23 protein-coding genes and 2 pseudogenes are annotated in these 22,833 nt (G+C 58.9%); 13 read left to right on the top strand and 12 right to left on the bottom strand.

Annotation, left to right across the window (positions count from 1 at the left end; genetic code table 11):
* Positions 1-190: 190 nt before the first annotated feature.
* Positions 191-1,345, bottom strand: a pseudogene (locus tag BM416_RS31095) (FIST signal transduction protein); the annotation flags it as partial.
* A 203-nt stretch (positions 1,346-1,548) separates the two neighbouring features.
* Here BM416_RS31095 and BM416_RS05100 point away from each other — a divergent pair.
* Positions 1,549-2,010: a hypothetical protein gene (locus BM416_RS05100; RefSeq protein ID WP_256577449.1), complete on the top strand. Its 462-nt coding sequence runs from the start codon at positions 1,549-1,551 to the stop codon at positions 2,008-2,010.
* A 118-nt stretch (positions 2,011-2,128) separates the two neighbouring features.
* Entirely contained in the window at positions 2,129-2,428 is a 300-nt protein-coding gene (locus BM416_RS05095) for a MafI family immunity protein (RefSeq protein WP_092486185.1), read from the top strand.
* A gap of 210 nt (positions 2,429-2,638) precedes the next feature.
* On the opposite strand, the pseudogene BM416_RS05090 reads toward BM416_RS05095, so the two are convergent.
* The 3 genes and pseudogenes from BM416_RS05090 to BM416_RS05080 form a co-directional block, all read right to left on the bottom strand.
* Positions 2,639-4,064 (bottom strand): annotated as a pseudogene (locus BM416_RS05090) (IS1182 family transposase).
* Between the two features lie 186 nt (positions 4,065-4,250).
* Positions 4,251-4,799, bottom strand: a complete 549-nt coding sequence (locus tag BM416_RS05085) for a hypothetical protein (protein ID WP_256577448.1) — start codon at positions 4,797-4,799, stop codon at positions 4,251-4,253.
* 65 nt (positions 4,800-4,864) lie between these two features.
* Complete coding sequence (locus tag BM416_RS05080; RefSeq protein WP_092486182.1) at positions 4,865-5,485, bottom strand: hypothetical protein; 621 nt, start codon at positions 5,483-5,485, stop codon at positions 4,865-4,867.
* A gap of 311 nt (positions 5,486-5,796) precedes the next feature.
* Here BM416_RS05080 and BM416_RS05075 point away from each other — a divergent pair, with 311 nt between their 5' ends.
* On the top strand, positions 5,797-6,312 hold the full coding sequence (locus BM416_RS05075; protein ID WP_027606721.1) for a GNAT family N-acetyltransferase: 516 nt from the start codon (positions 5,797-5,799) through the stop codon (positions 6,310-6,312).
* Between the two features lie 141 nt (positions 6,313-6,453).
* Here the strand turns inward: BM416_RS05075 and BM416_RS05070 are convergent, their stop codons facing one another.
* Positions 6,454-7,500, bottom strand: coding sequence for a hypothetical protein (locus BM416_RS05070; RefSeq protein WP_092486179.1), 1,047 nt, complete (start codon positions 7,498-7,500; stop codon positions 6,454-6,456).
* A gap of 384 nt (positions 7,501-7,884) precedes the next feature.
* Between BM416_RS05070 and BM416_RS05065 the strand changes: the two genes are divergently transcribed.
* A complete protein-coding gene (locus tag BM416_RS05065; RefSeq protein ID WP_092486176.1) occupies positions 7,885-8,445 on the top strand; it encodes a hypothetical protein in 561 nt (186 codons plus the stop codon).
* Between the two features lie 93 nt (positions 8,446-8,538).
* On the opposite strand, the gene BM416_RS05060 is transcribed toward BM416_RS05065, so the two are convergent.
* Together BM416_RS05060 and BM416_RS05055 are read right to left on the bottom strand one after the other, a co-directional pair.
* Positions 8,539-8,877 (bottom strand): hypothetical protein, encoded by a 339-nt coding sequence (locus BM416_RS05060; RefSeq protein ID WP_092486173.1) that lies wholly within the window; start codon positions 8,875-8,877, stop codon positions 8,539-8,541.
* A gap of 130 nt (positions 8,878-9,007) precedes the next feature.
* Positions 9,008-9,346: a DUF6124 family protein gene (locus BM416_RS05055; RefSeq protein ID WP_092486170.1), complete on the bottom strand. Its 339-nt coding sequence runs from the start codon at positions 9,344-9,346 to the stop codon at positions 9,008-9,010.
* 491 nt (positions 9,347-9,837) lie between these two features.
* Between BM416_RS05055 and BM416_RS05050 the strand changes: the two genes are divergently transcribed.
* From BM416_RS05050 to BM416_RS05035, 4 genes are all read left to right on the top strand, one after another.
* Entirely contained in the window at positions 9,838-10,023 is a 186-nt protein-coding gene (locus BM416_RS05050) for a CGNR zinc finger domain-containing protein (RefSeq protein ID WP_371856037.1), read from the top strand.
* A 188-nt stretch (positions 10,024-10,211) separates the two neighbouring features.
* Complete coding sequence (gene msrA / locus BM416_RS05045; RefSeq protein WP_027604018.1) at positions 10,212-10,718, top strand: peptide-methionine (S)-S-oxide reductase MsrA; 507 nt, start codon at positions 10,212-10,214, stop codon at positions 10,716-10,718.
* 128 nt (positions 10,719-10,846) lie between these two features.
* The gene (locus tag BM416_RS05040; RefSeq protein ID WP_092354986.1) at positions 10,847-11,326 is read left to right on the top strand and encodes a hypothetical protein; all 480 of its coding nucleotides are present in this window, start codon (positions 10,847-10,849) and stop codon (positions 11,324-11,326) included.
* Positions 11,327-11,338: 12 nt separating this feature from the next.
* A complete protein-coding gene (locus tag BM416_RS05035; protein ID WP_092486167.1) occupies positions 11,339-11,581 on the top strand; it encodes a hypothetical protein in 243 nt (80 codons plus the stop codon).
* Positions 11,582-11,596: 15 nt separating this feature from the next.
* On the opposite strand, the gene BM416_RS30765 is transcribed toward BM416_RS05035, so the two are convergent.
* The 4 genes from BM416_RS30765 to BM416_RS05015 all read right to left on the bottom strand — a co-directional run bounded on the left by BM416_RS30765 (position 11,597) and on the right by BM416_RS05015 (position 15,437).
* Entirely contained in the window at positions 11,597-11,845 is a 249-nt protein-coding gene (locus BM416_RS30765; RefSeq protein ID WP_256577447.1) for a hypothetical protein, read from the bottom strand.
* 99 nt (positions 11,846-11,944) lie between these two features.
* A complete protein-coding gene (locus tag BM416_RS05025; protein WP_092486164.1) occupies positions 11,945-12,586 on the bottom strand; it encodes a hypothetical protein in 642 nt (213 codons plus the stop codon).
* Positions 12,587-12,730: 144 nt separating this feature from the next.
* On the bottom strand, positions 12,731-14,056 hold the full coding sequence (gene gudD, locus BM416_RS05020; RefSeq protein ID WP_092486161.1) for a glucarate dehydratase: 1,326 nt from the start codon (positions 14,054-14,056) through the stop codon (positions 12,731-12,733).
* 19 nt (positions 14,057-14,075) lie between these two features.
* Positions 14,076-15,437 carry an MFS transporter gene (locus tag BM416_RS05015; protein ID WP_092486158.1) on the bottom strand — a complete coding sequence of 454 codons (1,362 nt, stop codon included), beginning with the start codon at positions 15,435-15,437 and terminating at the stop codon, positions 14,076-14,078.
* 337 nt (positions 15,438-15,774) lie between these two features.
* Between BM416_RS05015 and BM416_RS05010 the strand changes: the two genes are divergently transcribed.
* The 3 genes from BM416_RS05010 (at position 15,775) to BM416_RS05000 (ending at position 19,563) form a co-directional block, all read left to right on the top strand.
* Positions 15,775-16,485 carry a FadR/GntR family transcriptional regulator gene (locus BM416_RS05010; protein ID WP_092486155.1) on the top strand — a complete coding sequence of 237 codons (711 nt, stop codon included), beginning with the start codon at positions 15,775-15,777 and terminating at the stop codon, positions 16,483-16,485.
* A 13-nt stretch (positions 16,486-16,498) separates the two neighbouring features.
* Positions 16,499-17,194 carry a tRNA (adenine(22)-N(1))-methyltransferase gene (locus BM416_RS05005; protein ID WP_092486152.1) on the top strand — a complete coding sequence of 232 codons (696 nt, stop codon included), beginning with the start codon at positions 16,499-16,501 and terminating at the stop codon, positions 17,192-17,194.
* Positions 17,195-17,505: 311 nt separating this feature from the next.
* Positions 17,506-19,563, top strand: a complete 2,058-nt coding sequence (locus BM416_RS05000) for a methyl-accepting chemotaxis protein (RefSeq protein ID WP_092486149.1) — start codon at positions 17,506-17,508, stop codon at positions 19,561-19,563.
* 59 nt (positions 19,564-19,622) lie between these two features.
* Here the strand turns inward: BM416_RS05000 and BM416_RS04995 are convergent, their stop codons facing one another.
* Complete coding sequence (locus BM416_RS04995) at positions 19,623-20,744, bottom strand: lactonase family protein (RefSeq protein WP_092486146.1); 1,122 nt, start codon at positions 20,742-20,744, stop codon at positions 19,623-19,625.
* Positions 20,745-20,870: 126 nt separating this feature from the next.
* Between BM416_RS04995 and BM416_RS04990 the strand changes: the two genes are divergently transcribed.
* Both BM416_RS04990 and BM416_RS04985 read left to right on the top strand, forming a co-directional pair.
* Positions 20,871-21,779, top strand: coding sequence for a hypothetical protein (locus BM416_RS04990; protein WP_256577445.1), 909 nt, complete (start codon positions 20,871-20,873; stop codon positions 21,777-21,779).
* A 520-nt stretch (positions 21,780-22,299) separates the two neighbouring features.
* Positions 22,300-22,758: an REP-associated tyrosine transposase gene (locus BM416_RS04985; protein ID WP_092486143.1), complete on the top strand. Its 459-nt coding sequence runs from the start codon at positions 22,300-22,302 to the stop codon at positions 22,756-22,758.
* The last annotated feature ends 75 nt before the right edge of the window (positions 22,759-22,833 follow it).

Below are 22,833 nucleotides of genomic sequence, written 5' to 3'. Positions count from 1 at the left end.
GCTTGACCACCACATGGTTCAACCCCGCCAGCTTCTTCACCTGACGCCGTAGGAAAAACGCCTTGAACTCGCCGTAATGGGCGATGAAATTGTCCACGTACTCATCACTGAAACTCGCACCCTTGGCCACCCGAAAGAAGAAAATCGCCGTTAGCGTCTGGTTCAGGTTCAGGCCCAGAATCTCCCCGAAGGTCGAAAACCCCGCCAACGGCACATCCCCAAAAATGCCGGCCATGCTGCCCAGCTCGGCGCCGTTGTTCAGCCGGCGCAGAATGCAGTCATTCAAAATCCCCGCCACCGGCTGGCCACCCTTGCCGCGCAGGAACTGCTCATAGTCCAGGCGCGTCGCCTCCCGCAACGGCGTACGCCGCACCATCACCAACTCCTCGCCCGGCGCCACGTCGCAAAACAACTGCACGATCTGCTGCTCATAATCGATACGCGCGATAGACCGCACAAACAACTCACTGCCCACCCGAATCGCAAACGAGTAATCCGCCAGCTTCGACTCCAACGCCTGGGGCGCGCAACTGAACGCATCACACAGCGCCTGCACCATGCTCTTGATATTGCCGTTGCTGTCGATCACCTGGTCAATCGTGCGGTCCTCCACCGACGCCGTCAGCACACTGAAGGTCAAATCCGCCGCCTTGAAATTCTGGCTCTTGAACACCCCAAACCGCACATGGGCCGCCGTCTTCAGGAACACAATCTGCGCATGGTTCTGATAACTGCGCTGGCCGTCATGAATCAGCGTCTTCTGGAAATCCGACTTACCCCCGGCCGATCCCCCTACAAACAAACACGGAAACCGCCCCGACTCATACAACGCCTCCATGAAAAACGACTCCGACGCTGACAACCCATCGAACACCACATACGCCAAGGTATCGCGATGATCGATCGACTTACGTACCTGCACCCGCTTGATATTCGCCACCAACTTGGCAATCCGCTCCTGCATCCCCAACCGCTTACCGCCACCGCGAATGTCCTCACACTCCAACGGCACCATCACCACCTCGGCCGAGGCGATCAGACTGTCGTCGAACAACTGCAACACCACCCGGTCCCAGCGCTCACCGGTGGCGCAATACAGCGAACCGGGCGCATTGCAGAGCTCGCCGGAGGTGGTGCACAGGCTGAGGGTGGACTGGGGGAAACGGCGCTTGAGCTTGGCGGCGATGGCGTCGATGTCCAGGTGGGGGGAGATGAAACCGGTGATCAGGGTGGGGGTGATACGCAGGGCCGTGAGTGCGGCGTCCAGGTTGTTGGCGGTGCTGGTGAGGGTGGTGGTGCCTTGGCGAGCGGGCCGGGATTTTTTCAGGAGGGAGAGTGGATTCATGGGGTGGGCTCGGTCGGGTGGGGATGCGGGGGTAGGCATGTGATTAGTAGGGTTATCGGCAGGTTGGGTGGGGGCTGGAGGGGGAGGGTGGGGGATGCGACGGATGGACGCGGGTGTTCTTAGGTTGGTGTTTATAGAGGGGCTGCTTTCGGCCAAGAGCAGACGTTCGAACCTAAGGTAATGCGATGAAGAGAACAACAAGAATGACTGCACCACTGACCAGTAACGCAGCAACCCAGCCTGGACCTGGCTGGATGTTTGACCCTCATCGCATGATCCGAATAGCCGATTGTCATTCGATCATCGAAGTTCTTCGCCACATCAAACACAGTGGGCCGAAATGGGTGCATCGTAACGTCCACATTTGCTTTCCCGGCCCATCAAATGCCTGGGCTTTGGTGTACCCGCTTCAGAATGCCAGTGCCCCGTACTTTGACTTCATGTATACCCACAAAGAGCCGCCTCAGGAAGCACTGTCCGCACTGCTAGGGAAGTATCCACAGTGTTCCGTCATCGACTGGTCGCCCGGACGCTTGGCCTGCATCGAAGCTCAGGCGGTAGATGTTGAGACGCTCGCTGAAATTATCCGGGATCTAGCTGAAGCTGCTTGGGAGGAGCACATCACGTTCGTCGATGCTTCGTACGAGGAAATGGGTAAAGCGTGACCCAAGAGCGGACAGTTGACCTTAGCTGCCCAAGCGCGTGCGCAAAGACCAGGTCTTGGGCAACAATCGACCAGACGGGAACGGAACACAGGTCACCATAATCGAAGGAATGTTTGTTATGAGCCACCTTAACAACGACTTGAGGTCCGATTTCGTTGAGGCACTTGAGGAAATCTCGACGCTGATGTCCATTGCATACGAACAGCTCGGCCCTGTACCGGAAGACCATGCATTAGCTCAGGCAGGTTTAGAGAATGGTGGTGAAATCGTTCTGGATTATGTCGATCACAACGAGGCTGGTGTAGCGTTTGAACACCTGCTTTACATGATTAACGAACCACCGCTCGTTGTTTCTGAAAAATGCATAAAAATTTTAGCTCGGATCGCAAAGTCCTTGAAGATACCATTCAAGAGATGACAAAAATTAACCCACCTGAAGGTCAGCTTTGGGTCCAGGCTGTGTGAAAACGCACTAAATACGTCGAAAGTTGAGAACGACGGGCATTGTCTGCAAAACCAGCAGACGGAAGCGCGAATAGCGCTAGTCAGCTACATAGACGTTCGTAATGCTGTTTGGGCCGCGTTAGCGGCCCAAACAGCCGCTAACTGGCGAGCCAAGCGGCTGGATTCACGCCCTGATCGCCTCAAGCAGTCCTGCAATGCCGAAGATGCTCATCATTCGTTTGAGGTTGTAGGCGAGAACATGAAGGCTCATCTCAGTGCTCACCCTCGGCAGGGTTTTGGTCAGGAAGTGGGTACTTCCCAGCCAGTATTTGAGCGTTCCAAAAGGATGTTCAACGGTCTGTCGACGAACCCTCATCATCGCTGGATCATGTTCTAGCCGAACCTGCATCGCGTCGACTACAGCCTCATGTTCCCAGCGTTTCACACGGCGCTCCTTACCCGTCGTACATTGCTTTGGCATTGAGCAGGACTGGCAGCCCGAGAAGTAGTAACAATGCAATAACATGCTGTCTTCCATCGACGAATGCCGCCTGGTTAGTAACTGCCCCGTAGGGCATCGATACTCGTCCGACGTAATAAGATAAATGAAATCCTGCTTGCCGAATCTGCCTTCGGCTTTGCTGCCAGATGTGAGGGGTTTCGGTACGAAGGTAGTGATGCCGGCTTGCTCGCAAGCAAGGATTTCCAGCCCCTTGTAATAGCCTCGGTCGGCCACCACCGTGAGCGATTCAGCCCCGATCTCTGCACGTGCCTGGTGCGCCATATTGCTCAGTTGCCCGTGATCATTACCAACGTTGGTCACCTCATGGGCAATAATGAGATGGTGTTTGTCGTTGACCGCTGTTTGTACGTTGTAGCCAACCGCTCCGGTGCCTCGGCCGCTCGTGGCCATTGAGCGTGCATCTGGATCGGTGAGGGAAATCTGCTGGTCTGGACTTTCGTGGAGCCGCGCCTCGATTTCCTTGAGTTGCTGCATCTGCTTTTTCAGTGTTTCTATCTTTTCTTTCAGCCGCACCGCTCTGACCTCGGCCACTTCGGGTGTTGCCCGATCCGCCGAATCCATCGCCGCCAGATATCGATCAATGCTCTGCTCGATCTGCTGCATGCGTGCCTTCACCTTGCCTTGAGTGAAGTTGCGGTCGCGATTATTGACGGCTTTGAATTTGCTGCCGTCGATGGCGATGATCGATTGGGAGAAGAGATTGAGGTTGCGACAAAGAACTACGAACTGGCGGCATACGCTGCGAATGGCTTTGCCGTTGTCTTTGCGAAAGTCGGCAATGGTTTTGAAGTCCGGAGCCAAACGCCCCGTTAGCCACATCAACACGACGTTGCTCTCAGCCTCACGCTCAAGCCGGCGGCTGGATGAAATAGCCGTAGATATAGATCTTTAGCAAGACCGCTGGATGATAGGCCGGACGACCCGTTGCAGCAGGATCAACACCTTCAAACCCAAGTGCCCCCAAGTCGAGTTCATCGACGAAAACGTCGACCACTCGGACTGGATTTTCTTCGGTTACGTAATCGTCCAGGCACTCCGGCAGCAGCGTCACTTGCGTGCGAGCCTCACCTTCAATAAATCGCTTCATGATCGCCCCCGATACGATCTCAACGATCAGAAGGTTAGACAATCATTAGCGCTTCACACAGCCAAGGTCGATGGGCGAGTCATCAGGCTACAGCTGAAACTCAGCGGCCCCACCCAATAGTAGGCTTCAAAGCCCCGAAAGTTGCGGTCTCAGAGCTAAGTAATGTTGTTCGGGAGGTTCTTTTACCTACAAAAAATCAGCAATCACAAGGGGTTTCTCTGTGGCAAAGATTGACTCGTAAATTGCTTCGTAGGGTGCCTCACGAGCCAACCAAGCGCTGGCGCTGTAGGCTCGAGCCTTGCAAAAAAACGATAGATGCATCTCATCTCCGCGCTCGAACAGTCGGAAATACTGCGCCTCCATTTCAGAACAAAGGTTGTCGAACAGCACTGGATCTAGTTTTGACAGCGTGACCATAATTTCGGCTGGGTCTAGCCCAGCGTCACTCGCCGCCCATAGGACAATACGAGTAGCCACGTCCAATTTTTTGCTTGGAATGATCGCGTCCAATGCATGTTGAATATCTGGGTAGCTGGATGCCAAACGTGAAGGCATGTCTTTTTCCTGACCCGCTTTAGATGGAATGTGAAAGACCTGAGGTTGTTTGTCTAATGCTATTGATTCATCGGCAATGTTTTCACACAGCCTGGGCCGATAGCTGCCGGTGGCGACTGGCAGCCATCGGCCAGAAGCGGTCTCGAGCCGAGCCGCCGGGGCGTCTGGGCCTTCGGGCATTCATCCTTCACACCTACGGGCTTCGGCATGCGCGCACCGCTTGCGAGGGAGCGCACCACTCCTCGTTAATCTGTAACCTGCGGGCAAGGGTTAAAAACCTCGGTTACGTCGAGTGTTGTATGCCACGGGACGGCAGTGCCTGACACCATTCCGCCCACGGTTTGCTGTCGACCCGACTTGCGCACATATCCGCCATCCGTCCCAGTGAAGACGTGCTGCCCTGGCTTCGTCAGATAATCAAAGAAACTGACTTTCACAGGCACATTCATTTGCCCGCCCGGCGTAATGACGGCGAGCATGATCGCGCGGTCTTTGGTGAATACAACGAACGGTTCGACTCCAGTGCGACCACCAACTGTCTTCACGCACTGCACTTGTTCTGGGAGGATGCGTGCGGTTTCAGTGTAGGTGTGGTTGTTGTAGAGGCTAAGGATCAGGCCTTTGCTGGTCAACACTCCCAGGCCTTGAGTAACTCTGCAGCTGCCTTCGCTTCCATATGGGAACAAGCACCAGTTCGTTTCCGACACGGCTTGAATATCCGATGGTGCAATTTTCAGATCGCGCTGGATTTGGGCTTTTGATTCCGGCGTGTCGTAAGGGATCATCACGCATCCACCGACTGTCACTGCTGCGATGAGGCCTATGGCCGCAGCTACGTTTTGAACTAATGATTTGAAGGTGTTCATTGTTCGCTCTCCTTGCTGTATTACCACCACTGGAAGGCTGTGGCGATTTTGGTAGCGAACCTTACGGCATGGGCGGCAAGCAGTCATCCTCGTGCTGATAGTTGGATCGGTAGATGACTTGACTGGACGCTTACAGTCAGCATGCAGGTAGCCTGGAAAAACTGATTTTTTCAACACAATCGGCCGCTTTCAGCCGGTCGTGGATGGAAGAAACCGACCCAAAGAGGACGTCCGATTCGCTGAAGAAATGGTCAGCGTGTTACTTTTCCTTGACACACACGGAGTACTGCACCTCTTGTAAGGAAATTACGATGCTCGTCGATACCCGCGAAATCTGCATTCAGTCGCCACGCCTTAGTATTCAGCCATTCTGCGCGCAGGACGCCGTTGAATCCTTCGCTTGTATAACTGCCTCGTTGACTCGTTACATGTCGTGGGAACCACCTGCTTCTCTTGAGGACTACGCAAACGTCTGGCGGCACTGGCTGCCTTCAATCGCAGATGGCAGCGACTTTGTGTTCGCAATTAGACAACTCGACGATGCTCGTTTTACTGGCCTTGTCGGCTTGCACGATACCCACGGTGAAACGCCGGAGCTGGGTATCTGGATTCGTGAAGATAAACACGGGCTAGGCTTTGGAGGTGAAGCGGTCCAAGCGGTTGTTCAGTGGGCCAGCCAGCGAGTGGTAGCAAAAAGTTTCATCTACCCCGTTGCGACGGACAACCATGCGAGTCGACGTATTGCCGAGGCTCTTGGTGGGATCATCCTCGAGATGCGCACATCAGCCAAGTACGACTCGGTTGTTTACCAAATACCAACTGTTTAATCATCTTTATCAAACCCGTCGACTGACTGCTTCTGGCCGATTGCTGCCTTTGGCGCACGGCAGCAATCGGCCAAACGCTGTCAGTCGTCACGCTGAGGTGTGGCAATGCTCTTCAAAAAGAGGCGTCCCCTGGACGGTCGCTCAATATCCTTCCATAAACAGCACAGCCTCCAACTGGCGAGCGCTGTAGCTCAAGCCCGATCGTGTATTAAGCGCCTTCACAATGGACACCACGAGACGATTTGCATCGAGCTGCGCTGGCCATGACATATATGCATTGCGCCATACGGTACGAGTCGCTCGTGGCCGACTACCGCCACGTCCAGCAATCAGGCCTAGGTTGGGATACTGCGTCTTGAAGGAATCGAGCTCGACGTCATCGAACACGGCCTCAGCAATAGCCACCAATGCGGTGGCTACACGCGAGTCGTAGATCACAAAGTCGTCTGGGTAAAATATGGCGTACAGCTTCGTCCATGCACTGTTCATTGCAGCAGGGTTCTGAGCGTTGCGATTAGCCGCACGTTGCAGGTTGGCGACCACGGAATCGGCATCCTGTGTAGGCAGGCGCACCCCGCCCCACTGGCAGATAGACGCGAATAACGCCAACACGGCGTCGGCATTACCGGCAAGGTCAAGACTTAGCTCCTGAGCCTGCGTAATAAACCCCTGCAGTACTTGCTCAGTCGCTGCAAAATTCACTCCCGGGGAGGGCCAGAAGTAGCTGCTCAATCGTGCATCCAGCCCCTGGGCTGCCTGGGCTGGGTATACCTTCCGGCGGCGGCGATCGTAGATTTGAAAGGGTTCATGTTCAAGGTAGAAGGCAAAGCGCGCTTCCCAGGGGCTCAAATCATGGCAACCCAGGGGCGCCTCGGCAGCCGGCTCGACTTCAGCGGTCAGCTCCTGCGTTTCGTCCAGGCCAAGCAATTCATACAACCCGTCGGCGACACGCCGGTAACGCGCCACTTGGCCGTTGCGCGCCCAGTAACCGGTGTGCTCACACAGGTTTGCCAGCTGCGTATTGATTGTGTTGGCGGCGAAAAAGTCCAGGCCCACGCGATAGCGTTCGTTGGCATCGGTGGGGCTTAAATAGACCCTGCGGCCACTGGTTTTAAGGTCTGCAGCGCGGAAGTGTAGCGGTAGCGCGCCGGCGTGGATTTCAAGGGCGATTGCATCGTGCAGGGCCATTAGGCATTCCAAATGCTGGGGATAAGAGGTTTTCCGTTATAGCGATAGGCTACTCGGCGTAGGGCGCGTAATCCAGTGTGGTAAACGTACGGCTAAGACTTCAGGCAGGGCTGCGCTTAAGCCCAATCGCCTTGCGTTCGCCCCCATTTAATAAGTCAGTAATCCAACCAATAAGGCCTGGAGGCCTAGTGGTTATTCACTGACAGCGTTCAGCCGACAGGGCGTGGCAACGACAGTGCGTGAAAATAAAGGTCAGCGGCGTCGTGCCGATACATTGACGACTATTGCTACGCGCTCAGGGATCTTTTAACGAAATCCTCAGGACGTTGGGAGTCATGGCTGGAACGTTAATTACACCTAATCATTAGACATATGGAAGCCATAATGAAACGGATTGAGCGGGACTTCGTTACGCTGTTTAACTACCTCTGGTACAAGGATTTTCCCGTTACTGAAGCAGCCGGCCTGGCGAATCGGGCCAACTGGACGATTCATATGGGCCTCGTAATTCGGCAATGTGCCAGCCTGCTGGGGGCACGGGCGCTTTTCGAATCGGGCGGGCGTACCGATGCGGTGGTGCAGTACTCCGAAAAGGATATTTTGACCTTCGTGGAATGGGAGTGGAAGCGTGCCCACACGGACATCAACGAAATCGAAAAACTGTATAGCAAGGCCGGTCAGGCAGCCTTTCAGACGTTCATTGGCTACAGCCGTGTAGAGGATATTCAAAAGGCTCTGGACCAAACGTTGAACAAATGGATCGATGCTAAAAGCCCCTTGATTTATTTTCTTATTACCTACGATGTGGTTAAAGGCAACCGTCACTTCGTTGATCTTGTGACCTACCAATTTACAAAAAACCGCTGCAAGAAAATACGCAGTCAGCCGGCGCTACCCTGGATGGTGAATCGCAAGAAATTCATCGCCGCTGAGGAAAACACATAAAGCCTAAAAGACTTCGGAATTGTTGCCGATCGGCATTTCCCTGCTGGCCTCATCGGCAATTCCGTGCGACGTGGTGGAGGGCCGAATGGGTTCTCACCACAGCAGCGCTTCAACTTCGTCGTACTTATCTGCCAACTTGAGGAAGGTGTTCGCCCAGCCACTGCTGAGGCTGAGTTCTTGCAGTGGGCCGGTGACGGTGAACAGAACCGCCACATCCAGCCTGTTGGGCAAACCACCTGATTTGAGCACGCTGATCAAGCCTAGCAATTCACCCTTCGCTTGTGCCTCGTCTTCCCAGCTTGACCAGCAGAAGTCGTTGTCTGGAAGACCGATCAGTTCTATCGCGGCTTCGAGGACGTGGATGAGGCTTTCAATCGGGGTCTCATGATTGATTCCTTCTTGAAGCAATTGCCGTGCACGGCCCACATTCATTGGGGCTGCCCTTCATTGTGGATGGAAGGTGAACAGCATAGAGAAGATCGGGCGCCGGCCATAGATGCAAGAGGTCGCCGAGTCTTTGCATGGGCTGAGACGACTCGGCGACCCTTTGTGAGTGACGCGTCTAGTTAACGGCCGCCTGCCGCTCCATCAACTTATCCACCAACAAAACCCCCAACTCACTCAACTGGTAAATCGCCAACGCCACATCCCGCTGCTTCCCTTTCAGCTCATCCGACAGGTCCAGCAACAACGCAGTCACCGAAGAAAAAGTCTCATAGCTATTGGCAATCAGCACTTCAGTGCTGACATCGTTCGCAACGCTGAACAGCGTAGTCGAAGGTGGAGGAGGCGGCCCTGGCGGTTCGGCGCCCGCGTTGAGGTAGTGATCAATCGCACGATGCGCCGCCTGATTCAGTTTCAGGTCGGGACCGTTCGGAGGGTTAGGCGTGACTTTGTACATGTGTGTTGTACCTGTTTTAGGGCCAACACCTTTTCGCTACTAAACGAGAGGGTGGCGGCTGTACGCAGGTTAGTAGACCGGGGAAACACACAAAGCCGGCGCGCCCGAGGGCGCCCTGCGCACAGCCACCATCAAGTACAGACAAGGACACCTGATCGATGAGGCTCATGCACTTTATGTTGTCACTCGGGCTACTAAACCCGATCACTGAGTTGTCAGCGACCGGGCCACCTTAGAGACGCCCACTCAAGCGCACAAGCCGGCGGATTCTGACGCAACTGTAGGCAACGGAGCAAGGCGCCGTAGCTTGCTGTAGGACATGTCCACAAGGTAGGCGCGAGCTTGATCGCGAAGAATCTTGGAGCGCCGCGTGAAACCAGTGTCGCGGCGTTATCGTTGACGTTTTTCGCGAGCGAGCTCGCTCCTACATTGGGTTGCGTTGATCACTGGAGGTTGTTGTCGAGGGACGCCCGGCCAGCCTGCTTGGGCCGGTGGCTGCGTCGCTGGTGGGTTTGGTCACGAACGATAAGTTTGAATTCGTCCGCCAGTGCGAGGCCCATGATTGCGTGCTGCTGTTCCATGACCTGAGCAAGTCACACCGCCGCCGCTGGTGCAGCATGGCGACGTGCGGCAACCGGATGAAGGTGGCGGCGTTTCGTTCCAGGAATAAACCGTGAGTCGATAAGGGGGGCTGGGAGATAAGTCGATCCGAATGTGGGGCATCAGTCAGGTACTCGTCGGCTATCAAGGCCTCGCGGGAGCAAGCTCCCTCGCCACAGGGGGGCAGTTTTTCTTTGATTGAACTTGGTATTGCCCAGCATTGCCCCATAACTATCCCTGTCTTCATTAACCGCAAGGACAGACCATGACCAACCCAACCGAAACCGCCATCCTCGCCGGCGGCTGCTTCTGGGGCATGCAGGACCTGTTGCGACGCTACCCCGGCGTGCTGCAGACGCGCGTCGGCTATACCGGTGGCGATGTGCCGAATGCCACCTACCGCAACCATGGCAACCATGCTGAAGCAATTGAGATCGTGTTTGACCCGGCGGTGATTTCCTACCGGCAGATCCTTGAGTTCTTTTTCCAGATCCATGACCCGAGCACGCCGAATCGGCAGGGCAATGATCTGGGGCCAAGCTATCGCTCGGCGATTTACTACCTGAGCGAGCAGCAACGGGAGATTGCCGAAGATACCGCGGCTGACGTGGATGCCTCCAACCTGTGGCCGGGGCCTGTGGTCACGGAAATTGAACCCGCCAGGGAGTTTTGGCAGGCGGAGCCGGAGCATCAGGATTATCTGGAGCGGATACCGAACGGGTATACCTGCCACTTCATCCGGCCGAACTGGAAGTTGCCCAAGCGTGCGTAGCGGCGGGGGGAAGGTCGCGACAGGTGAGAATGGCCTGACCCCCTATTTTCTCATTTCCTTTCTTATGCCTTGAATCCACTGCCCGCCTTCTAGAGAATCCCCGCCTTTGGCTCGAAAGGATGCGTGCGGTGAAGTTCGAAGGGACGTTCCAATACATGGGCAATCACGGGATCGTGTTCAACGTTTCGCAGATCACCCTCACCGACAGCGAACGCGGACGCCTGCGCGAGCTGCATTTTGGCGAGGCGAAAAGTGCCCATTACGAGGTCAACAGCAAGGTCGTCGAGGTGTACGACAAGATGTTGGCCAAGAGCCTGCCGTGCGTGATGATGATCGGCATCTCCAAGCCTCTGACGCGGCAACAGGGCGACACCCTCAATGCCCAGCGCACCAGGATCGCCAACCTGGCCGCCAGTGCCTTCGCCGGCGCCACTTCTGCTGTGGCTTCCCCTTACGTGGGTGTTCCTGTTGGCGCGGGTGTGCGCATGTATGCCAATGAAATCCTGCCCACCTATCATGCCGGCGACGTACTGGTCAGCATCGAAGCGCAGGTCAACGGCGGCATCGGCCCGCAACGCAGCGCCTCGACACTGATCATCAAGACCTGACGGGAGAAGCACATGTCTGACATTACCCAGTTGGTCCTGGCCCTGGTGCTGTTTTTTCTGCTCGATCGGTTTGTCAAACCGTACCTGCTTCGCACGTGGCTGGGTGGGCTGCTGGTGGTGGCGGGGGCGGTCGGCTGCGTGGCGGCGAGCCAGGTCCGTCCATGGGGGGTTGACCTGGGGCTGCTGTCGATTTTTGCGGTGGCGTTGGGGGTGGGGTTGTTCCTGAAGCGGCGGCGGTTTGAGCGAGTCGGTTGAAGGGGGGGCAGCTCATTAGCCATTACAGCTCTGCTTGTTGATTTCGAACCGTCCAACCTCTTTTACGTTTTTGCTGCCGAATATGTAAATGAAGGTGCCACCCAATGAAATGATGGACTGGTCCCTTGGCATTTGCGCGGCGCAGACAGCCTTGGTGATGCTTGATTTCATCACGCCCAAGTCAACGTCCTCGGGATGGGTGTCGTAATCGACCAACCCCCATGCCGAATACACAAACGCCTTTTTGGTTTTTGCTGTTGCCATGCCCTGGTTTCCCTGCGTTTGAGGCCCGCAGTGGCGGCGCGACTGTCTCACAGACTCAGTGGTGCGTTCCGATACCGAGGCATGAACCCGCGAAATTGATCAGACGTGCACCGTTGGTGGCGTGAGGTCGGTTTCTTGCGCTTCGGGCGCGTCAGCAAGTTGCATGGCTGACAGCGCTTTCAGCTTGAAATAGGGGCCTGTGAAGCGTGTGCCTCCATCCAGTGTGGCGAGCGTGATCCGCTCTGAATCGCACCGATGGAAGGGGGTGAACATACGTTTCTTGGGGCAGTAAACGCCTTCCTGCGTCTCGGAATACTTCAAGGCAAGCATCGCGTTTTTCAGCGCCGCAGGGCTGACAGGGCTGGCCATGCACCACTCGGAAAGGGCGGCATCGTGGTACATCCTGTAGGTCGCCCCTATGCATGCACCCAGGGTGCCTCCATAGAGGACGTTGCTCTTGAATGTGTCGGTTAGGCCGACGCTGTGTGCAACGAACAGCATAAGAGCCGTCGTTACAAAACAGAGGAGGGTGCTTTCCAGCAGTGCCAATGCCTTGTAAGGGGCTACGGCCAGTTGGTCTTTGAGCTTAAGTCGTGTGACGGCCGTGTCGGCGTGTTGTGGCGCGTGGGTGTCAAGCGGTTTCAAGCGGTACCCCTCCTGGGTTGAGTTTTCCTGATCGAGAACGGCTCGCATTTTACGCAAAGTGAAGCGGCTGTGCAGGACGTTTTCTTTGGGCTTCATCTCTATCGTTTGCCGCCTGAGCTTGCCCCCGATGGCGGAGTGTCAGTCGATACATGTCTGGCTGACACACCGCAATCGGGGCAAGTCCCTCCCACATTGGATTGATGGTGTTCTGGAGACCGAGCCGCCCCAGAACCCAGTGCTTCAGCGCACCAGGCAAGGCTGCTTATTGTTATAACGCCACCCCGGAATCAGGAACTGCATCGCCACGCTGTCATCCCGTGCGCCGAGGCCCATGCCTTTGTACAGTTCGTGGGCCTTGGCCACGGCGTCCATGTCGATGTCCACGCCCAGGCCAGGCTTGGCCGGCACCTTCACATAACCGCCTTCGATTTTCAGCGGTTCGCGGGTCAGGCGTTGGCCGTCCTGCCAGATCCAGTGGGTGTCGATGGCGGTGATGTCGCCCGGGGCGGCGGCGGCCACTTGGGTGAACATGGCCAGGGAAATATCGAAGTGGTTGTTGGAGTGCGAGCCCCAGGTCAGGCCCCACTCATGGCACATCTGCGCCACGCGCACCGAGCCTTGCAGGGTCCAGAAGTGCGGGTCGGCCAAGGGGATGTCCACCGATTGCAGCTGGATCGCGTGGCCCATTTCGCGCCAGTCGGTGGCGATCATGTTGGTGGCGGTTTTCAGGCCCGTGGCGCGGCGGAATTCGGCCATGACTTCGCGCCCCGAGTAACCGTTTTCGGCGCCGCATGGGTCTTCGGCGTAGGCGAGCACATGGTGCTGGTCGCGGCACAGGCGGATGGCTTCTTTCAATGACCAGGCGCCGTTGGGGTCGAGGGTGATGCGCGCATCGGGGAAGCGTTCGGCCAGGGCGGTGACGGCTTCGATCTCTGCGTCGCCGCTCAATACGCCGCCCTTGAGCTTGAAGTCGTTGAAGCCGTATTTGGCGTTGGCGGCTTCGGCCAGGCGCACCACGGCCTCGCTGGTCAGGGCGGTTTCATGGCGCAGGCGAAACCACGCATCGTCGCTGTCGGCCTCGTTGCGGTAAGCCAGGTCGGTGGCGCTGCGGTCGCCGACATAGAACAGGTAGCCGAGCATTTTCACCGCATCACGCTGCTGGCCTTCGCCGAGCAAGGCGGCCACCGGCACTTCGAGGAACTGGCCCAGCAGGTCGAGCAGGGCGGCTTCCATGGCGGTGACGGCATGGATGGTGATGCGCAGGTCAAAGGTTTGCAGGCCACGGCCCGCCGAATCCCGTGAGGCAAAGGTGCTGCGCATATGGTTGAGGACGCGCTGGTACTGGCCGATGGGTTGGCCGATCACCAGGCCGCGCGCGTCTTCCAGGGTTTCGCGGATGCGTTCGCCACCGGGCACTTCACCCACGCCGGTGTTGCCGCTGCTGTCCTTGAGAATCACGATGTTGCGGGTAAAAAACGGTCCGTGGGCGCCGCTGAGGTTGAGCAGCATGCTGTCGTGACCGGCCACCGGGATGACCTGGAAGTGGGTGATGACGGGAGTATTCATGGCTAATTCCTAAAGAGGCTCAGAGAGATTTGCTGATGGCAGCGCCGGTGGGCACGGCGCCCGGCGAGGCCAATGCGGCAGCGGGCGAGGTCTTGGCGAAGAACACCAGGATCGCGGCGAGCACCGAGGTGCCGGCCAGGCCGTAGAGACCGCCCTGGATCGAGCCGGTGGTCTGCTCCAGGAAGCCGAAGGTGGTCGGCGCGACGAAGCCACCCAGGTTGCCGATGGAGTTGATCAAGGCAATCACGGCTGCGGCGATGCGCACGTCCAGGTAGCCCTGTGGAATGGGCCAGAACAGCGAAGACGCCGACTTGAATCCAATGGCCGCAAAGCAGATCGCCACGAACGCGAAGATCGGCCCGCCGGTGGTGGACATGAACATGCCTGCTGCGGCAATCAACAGCGCAGCCGCAACCCAGGCCTGCTGGAACTTGAATTTGCCCGACAGCGTCGCGAAGGCGTACATGGCGATGATCGAGATCAGCCACGGGATCGAGTTGAAGAAACCCACCTGCACATCGCTCAGGTCACCCATCTTCTTGATGATGCTCGGCAGCCAGAACGTCGCCGCGTAGATCGTCAGTTGAATGCAGAAGTACAGGGCGCAGAACAGCAGGATCTGACGGTCCCTGAGCAGCTTGCCGAGGGTCGGCTTGACGCTGGTCAGGGCCTCACGCTCGCGCTGTTCCTGGTCGATGGCGTTGACCAGCGCATCCTGTTCTTCGTGGGTCATCCATTTGGCGTCGTGGGGCTTGGAATCGAGCCAGAACCACACAAAGAAACCGATCACCACCGAGGCCAGGCCTTCGATGGCGAACATCCATTGCCAGCCGTGGAAGCCGAACCCTTCGATCTGCAGCAGCGCGCCTGACAGCGGACCGGAGATCAGCGAGGCAACCGCCGAGCCGCTGAGGAAAATCGCAATGGCCTTGCCGCGCTCAACCCCCGGCAGCCAGCGCGTGAAGTAGTAGATCACCCCAGGGAAGAACCCGGCTTCGGCCACGCCCAGCAGGAAGCGCAGGATGTAGAAGTGGGTTTCGTTCTGGATGAACGCCATCAGCGTGGCGACGATGCCCCAGGTGAACATGATGCGGGTCAGCCAGATTCTGGCGCCGACCTTTTGCAGCAGCATGTTGGAGGGCACTTCAAAGAGCGCGTAGCCGATGAAGAACAGCCCGGCACCGAAGCCATAGGCGGCAGCGCCGATGCCCAGGTCATGTTCCATGTGCGTGCGCACAAAGCCGATATTGACCCGGTCGATGTAGTTGAGGATGAACATGATCACGAACAGTGGGAGCACATGGCCCTTCACTTTGCTCACGGCGCGCGCGAGGACCGGATCACTTTCTGGTGCGGCAGATGCATGGCTTGAATTGTTCACAATTCAAAACTCCCCCTGATTGTTTTTATGCGGGTTTGCGTGTCTTGTTGATAGACATCATACAAGTGAGTTTCTGAGGTTCGCAATGCGGTCGTGAGTGATTTGTTCTTATAAGATCGTAGGGTTATCGGGTATTTTGGTTATTTGCTTAATGTTTATTGGGTTTTTTGGCGCGTTGAAGAGCGCTGGCTGTCGCGAGTTCTTCATGGTGACGATGATGAGATAAGGCAGGGCTAAGATTAGTTGTCATACAAGTCGGCTGACTTTTGAATCAACGCCGCCTCGTGCCCGATCGGGATGTTAAGCTCCCTCCAGCCCAACCCGTGGACCCGCAACGATGCCCATTGATAGTGGACCTCCCGTCCGTAGACGCTCCAACAACCTGGCCCAAGGCGTGCTCGACGCCCTGACCCAGCGCATCCTGCTTGGGCAGTTGAAGCCCGGTGAAAAACTGCCGTCCGAATCCACCATCGTGCTCGAGCATGGGGTGAGCCGGACCGTGGTGCGCGAGGCCCTGTCCAAGCTGCAAGCCTCGGGGCTGGTGGAGACGCGCCATGGCATCGGCACCTTTGTCCTGGCGCAACGGGCCCAGCAAGGCTTGCGCCTGCATGTGGACACCGTCGCCAGCGTGCGCAACATGCTCGAGCTGCGCCTGGGCCTGGAAGTGCAGGCGGTGGCGCTGGCCGCCGTGCGCAGGTCCGACACGCAGCTGGCCCACATGCGCGCTGCTCTCGACGACTACCAGGCCTCGCTGGCCAACAACGACAGCTGCGTGGAAGAGGACAAGCGTTTTCACCAGTTGATCGCCGAAGCCACCGGCAACACGTTCTTCACCGAGATCATGCAGCACCTGGGCAATGCGATGATTCCGCGTACCCAGGTGAAGGGTGACGAGCGCGGCGGGGCGGACTTTGCCAAGCTCGGGCAACTGGCGAACCTGGAGCATGAGGCGATCTTCAACGCGATCAAGCGCCAGGACCCGGATGCCGCAAGGGCGGCGATGGTGTTGCATCTGACCAACAGCCGCGATCGATTTTCCGGCGAATAAAAAGGAACGCAGGTTGAACGAACACACCTTGTCCATGCGCCTGGAGCGTGTGGCCGCGCAGGTGCCGAGGGGCGCGCGGCTGGCCGATATCGGCTCGGACCACGCCTACCTGCCGGTGGCCTTGATGCGCCGTGGTGTGATTGAGGCGGCGGTGGCGGGCGAGGTGGCGAGCACGCCGTTCCACGCGGCGCAGCGCACCGTGCGCGATAATGGCCTGGAGCAGCACGTCATGGTGCGCCTGGCCGATGGGTTGGCGGCGATAGAGCCGGCGGACGCGATCACCGCGATCAGCGTCTGCGGCATGGGCGGCGAGACGATCCGCGACATCCTCGACAGCGGCAAGGCCCACCTCAGCGGCCGCGAACGTCTGATCCTGCAACCCAACGGCGGCGAACAGCCGTTGCGCTACTGGTTGATGAGCAATGGCTACCGCATCCTTAGTGAGGAGCTGCTGCACGAAAACCGCTTCTACTATGAAATCATCACGGCCGAGCGCGCCGAACCCGTGGTGTACAGCGCTGAGGAGCTGTACTTCGGCCCCTTGCACCTGCAGGCCCGCAGCCCGGCATTCCTCGCCAAGTGGCAGCGTGCGTTGCGTCTGAAAAAACGCACCCTGGCGGGCTTTGAACAGGCTCGGCAGCGGGTGCCGCAGGCGAAGGCGCAAGCCATCGCCCAGCAGGTCCAGTGGATTACCCGACTGCTGGCGTAAATAGGCCACCGGACTCCCTTCAAGTTCTCGCCATGGGCGGCCGATAGGCTGTGGTGATTGAGGGCGTTTCAGTGCGCGCCTTGGGCAGTCGTCTCTGCGGGTGACAATGCCTGTGTCGCGACTGAGTGCTTTCGCCCCATTTTCGCGCACGCTTCGGGCCGCTTTGGCGCGTCGCGTGCCCTGTTTCAGGGCCGTGCAGCCACGGCCCGTATCTTGCTAGTGCCAACCTAATCAATGACATGGCATTTTGCCGTTAGTCATTTCAAGGCTTCGCCTGCCGTCTAACGCGTGGGTTGTTTTTGGGAGTGGACATGCACAGCCTTTTATCACCCGGTATCCGCCTGCTCGGACGTTTCGGCTTCGCGCGTAAGTTCCAGATCCTGTTCTTCCTGTTCATGCTGCCCCTGGCGGGCAGCCTGTGGATGATCGGCCAGGACTATCGCGACAAATTAAGCGTGATTTCCAACGAACAGTCCGGCGTTCGCCAGCTGCTGGCCCTGGATGCGCTGGACGGCCAACTGACGGCGCAACGTAACCTGGCGGCGCGCTGGAAGGCGGCGGACATCCTGCACGCCCCAACGCCGGAAGCGAAGGCGGCGATGGATAACGTCGATGCCAATTTCCCGCTGATCCTGCAAAGCCTGCAAGCCCTCGGCGAGGCGTTGAAAACCCAGAACGCCAGCGCTGATGTCCTGGCCCGCTTCGAAGCGTTGCAGGGCACCGTCAAGGGCATGGATTCGTCATCGCTGCGCACCGTCGGCTGGTGGCCGGACGGCTACGACCGCTTCACCACCGCGCTGACGGCGATGCAGGCGCTGCGCGAACAGATCGCCCTGGACGCCGGGCTGATCCTCGACCCGTGGCTGGAAACCTACATGCTCATGCAGATGGGCACCCAGCACGCGCCCGACCTGATCGAGCGCATCGGGCGCATGGCCAGCGTGGGGCAGTCGTCCATTTCTTCGGGGCAGTTCACCTTGCAGAGCCGTTTGCAGATGCGCGACTTGCGCAGCCGCATCGGCGATGCGCGCGACCAGTTGATCAAGGCCGCCTCTTCGCTCAAGGCCAAGCAGTTCGCGGGCATGGAACCCTGGACCGGACAGTACGACAACAGCCTGCAAGTGCTGGATAACGAACTCAAGGTGCTCGACGACGGCGTGTTTGGCGGCACCATCAAGCTCGACACCGCCGCCTTCGACCGCAGTGTCGACGCCATGCTCGGCAGCCTCGGTGCGCTGCGCAAGCAGTCGTTGACCTCTCTGGACGCGCGCCTGAGCTATTACCACGACCGTTCACTCAAGCAATTCATCCCGATGGCGGCGACATTCAGCCTGTTGGCCCTGGCGGCGCTGTACCTGTTCATGTGCCTGCAAGCCTCCATCCGTCGCAGTGCCAGCGGCATTACCACGTTGGCCGAGTCCCTGCGCGACGGCAACCTGTGTGTGGAAGTGGCGGTGGAAGGGCGCGACGAACTCGCGGCGATCAGCATCGCGCTGAACGTCGCGGTGGTGCAATTGCGCACCAGCCTCCTCGGCGTCAATCACGAAACCCAGCAGCTTGGCTCGGCGGTGCTTACCCTGAATTCGCAATCGGGCAGCACCCTCAGCGAAGTCGAAGACCAGCAGCACCAGATCAGCCAGATCGCCGCCGCCGCCACGCAGTTGGCCGCCACGTCCATGGGCGTCGCACGCAGCTGCGAACAAGCCTCGGGCAGTGCCCAGCAGACCCGGCGCATCGCCGAGGACAGCAGCCGCGACAGCCAGCGCACCACCGCCAGCATCCAGCAGCTCAACCAGCGCCTGACCGACACCTCGGACGCCTTGCAGCAGGTCAGCCAGCAAGGCCAGCAGATTCAATCGGTGGTCGACACCATTCGTGGCATCGCCGAGCAGACCAACCTGCTGGCGCTCAATGCCGCCATTGAAGCCGCACGCGCAGGCGAGCAAGGCCGGGGCTTTGCGGTGGTCGCCGATGAGGTGCGCAGCCTGTCGCAACGCACCCAGGCCTCGACGGCGCAGATCGCCGGCACCGTCGACAGCCTGCGCGCCACCGTGAGCCAGGCGGTGACGCTGATGGGCGCCGCGTGCGAGCAGGCGTTGACCGATGCCGAGTCCGTCACCGGCCTGGGCACGCGCCTGGGCGAGATTGCCGGCGCGGTGCAGAACGTCACCGACACCCTGGCGCAAATCGCCACGGCGGTGGAGGAGCAGGCAGCGACGGCGGATGAAGTGAGCGGCAATATCCAGCAAGTCGACCAGGCCGCCGGGCGCCTGCTGGACGGCGCCCGCGCGGTAAACCGTGCGGCGGACACCTTGAGCAAGGGCAGCCAGGCGTTGAGTGATAACACTGCACGGTTTCGCCTGAGCTGAGGCCTGTACACCCTCAAGATCCAACCCTGTGGGGGCAAGCCCCCTCCCACAGGTTCAGGTCAGTTGGCCGAGGTATGCAGCACCTCAATCCACAGCGCCCCCTTGCCCGACGCCGCTTCCCCCACCCGCTTCAACGCACCGCTGGCGCTGACTGCATAGGTGCCGACCTTGTCGCTTTTTTCACCGGTCACCAGCAGCCAATGCCCGTTGGGGGAGAATGCGATATTGCGCGGCTGCTTCTCCTCGACCGGGTAGTTGTCGACATAGCTCAGGCCGCCCGTGGTCGTATCCACCGCAAACGCCGACACCGAACTGCTGGTGCGCTCGCTCATCAGCAGCAGCCTGCCGTCCGGCGACAGGCGCAGGTCGGCCGCCCAGATGCGCGGTGTCGGGTCGTCTTTCAGGTCATTGTTGCGCGCGTCACGCACTTCACCATGGGCCAGTTTCAAACGCTCGGGAATGCCATTGGCCACGCCAATCTGGGTCAGCGCGCCGGTGCCGTCATCGATGGCAAACGCGGTGACGGTGCCGCTCATTTCACCGACCACATACAGGTACTTGCCGTCGGCCGAAAACGCCAGGTGCCGAGGCCCGGTGTTGGCCGGCACGCTCACGTAGCCGCTGCCGATCGGCGTGAGCGCGCCGGTGTTGGCCTCGAAGCGGTATTGCAGCACACGGTCCGTGCCCAGGTTGCCGGCGTAGGCAAAGCGATTGCTGGGGTCGGTGCGCAGCGAGTGGGCATGCAGGCCGGTTTTGTAGGTGCGGATGGGGTCGGGCTTGTCGATGGGCTGGACGCTGAGGGTGTCGGCACCGTAGGACGCCGCGAGCAAATAGCGCCCGGCGCGGTCAGTGGCCAGGTACGCCATGCTTTCGGCCAGTGGCGCCTTGGACTGCGGCGTCAGGCGGCCGGTTGTCGGGTCGATGCTGAAGCCCTGGACCTGAAACGGCTTGACCCGCAGGGCCGCGAACAAGGTCTTGCCGTCGGGACTGACGGCCATGGGGTTGACCTGGTCGCCGGCCGTCACTTGCTCGACCAGGCTCAGGGCGCCATTGCTTTCGTCGAGGCGGTACTGGGAAATCAGCCCGTCACCGGGGCTGGAGATATACGCAAACGTGGCGGCGTGGGCGGGGGCACTGAAGCCGCAGACAACGGCGGCGGCCAGGAGCAGGGGTTTGTTCACGGATGATCCTTTATTGTTATGGGTGTGATCAGTCATCGTATGACTGTGGGCGGGTCTGGGCAATGATTGTTTTAGCGGTGGTCGGGGCGCTGTATCTCTGCCCGCGCCAAGGGCATGATGCGCTGCATGAATAACGACCCCGTGGCACTTTACTGGCGCTTCAAGGCCCCCGATCCCGGCATCGGCCCGCGTGAACAGGCACCCATGCTCGCGCAGGAGCAGGCCTGGGCACGTGAGCATGCGGCCGGGCATCACTTCAGTTGGATCGAAGTGCTGCTGCCGCCGCTGTGCTTTGGTGTGTTCCTGCCCAGCCTGGTGTTCATGCTGGGCGCGTGGCTGTACGGGGCCGCGTTTGCGCCAGGGCTGGACGTGGACCGTGTCATCGGCGACACGTTTGCCTGGCAGGTATTGGCGGCGGTGGTCTTTACGGCGGCCTGGGGGCTGCGCAACTACCTGCGTGATACCCGCGATCCCATCAAGCGCTATTGGCAGGCCATGCCGGATAAGGGGGTGGTCGAGCTGGAGCGCCACAGGCTGGTGTCGGGCACCAGCCTGTGGGCCTCGGACTACGATCCCGACTGCAACGCCCTGATGCAATGGAAAAACGGCCAGCTCGAACGCACCCAGAGCAGCGGGGTATCGCAGTGGATCGTCGCCAAGACCACGGCGGGCCACTGGCTGATATTCAAGGACGAATACCCCGGTGACTTCACGTACAACCGGGTCGGCCGCATGCCGGCACCGGACAAACAACTGCAACCCTGCCAGGACCTGGCCTTTACCTTCGCCCCCGGCACCAACCTGATGCTGGGCCAACGTTTCGACGGCGAACCGCTGCCCTTGTTGGACACCGGATATTGGCTGGCGGCCGATGAGCTCAAGCGCCTTACTGCAATCGCCCATCACTGGGCGTTTTTCCCGCCGGACCGCTATGGCGTGGTCAATGCCCGGAACGCGCCGTGGGTGCAGCAACTGTTGGACAAGGCGCAAGCCGATGGCGAGGTGGCCGGGGGAACGGGTTTTACGCACGCTTAGTGGTGAGCGGACTTTTTGTGGTGAGCAGGCTTCTGTGGTGAGCGGGCTTGCCCCGCGCCGGGCCGCGAAGCGGCCCCATCAAGAACACCGCGTTTTTCCAGGTAAATCCGGATAACAGCTTTTGGGGCCGCTTCGCAGCCCGGCGCGGGGCAAGCCCGCTCACCACAAAAAAGCCAGGTCACTCCGGGCTGGATACATTCAGGTACCCGATGACGGGTTTTCTGTAATGGGATGATCTTCTGTGATAGGGCACCCGCGTAGTGGTGAACGAGCTCTTTGTGGTGAGCGGGCTTGCCCCGCGCCGGGCCGCGAAGCGACCCCATCAAGAACACCGCGTTTTTCCAGGTAAATCCGGATAACAGCTTTTGGGGCCGCTTCGCAGCCCGGCGCGGGGCAAGCCCGCTCACTACAAAAGCCAGGTCACTCCGGGCGGATACATTCAGTCACCCGATGACACTGGCTCGCCAGCTACGGCGCGCTAGTGTTAATGCTCTTCAGGACGGTCCCCAGGAGCAACGGAATGGGACCCACCCCCCAATCCCATCGCCTGCGTCACGGTCGTTACTCTGAATACGGACGCAGTTACCTCATTACCGTTGTCGTGCATCACCGTCAGCGCCTATTCACCGACCTTTATCTGGGTCGTCTGCTGGTTGCCGAATTCCGGCAGGTTCATGAGCTGGGATTGGTCGACTCTCTGGCCTGGGTCATCATGCCTGACCACATTCACTGGTTGTTTGAGCTGAAGCAGAAAACGTTGCCCGACGTGGTGCGGCGTATGAAGTCGCGTAGCACGCTGACCATCAACCGGCGTCGTCAAAGCAAGGAGCGTGTCTGGCAACCCGGTTATCACGATAGGGCTGTCCGCGCGGAGGATGATGTTCGCAAGATGGCTCGCTACATCATTGCCAACCCTTTGCGGGCCGGGTTGGTGGAGCAGGTAGGGGATTATTCGTTATGGGATGCTGCATGGCTCTGATTGAGTAATTGATGGCGCAGTGGTTGAAGCTCGCTCATCAAAAAACGGTGCCCGCTTGCCGCGTAGGAACCTTCA

The sequence above is a fragment of the Pseudomonas sp. NFACC42-2 genome, from assembly GCF_900116055.1.
GTDB classification, from domain to species: Bacteria; Pseudomonadota; Gammaproteobacteria; order Pseudomonadales; family Pseudomonadaceae; genus Aquipseudomonas; species Aquipseudomonas marginalis.
This window is presented reverse-complemented; position numbering and strand designations above follow the sequence as displayed.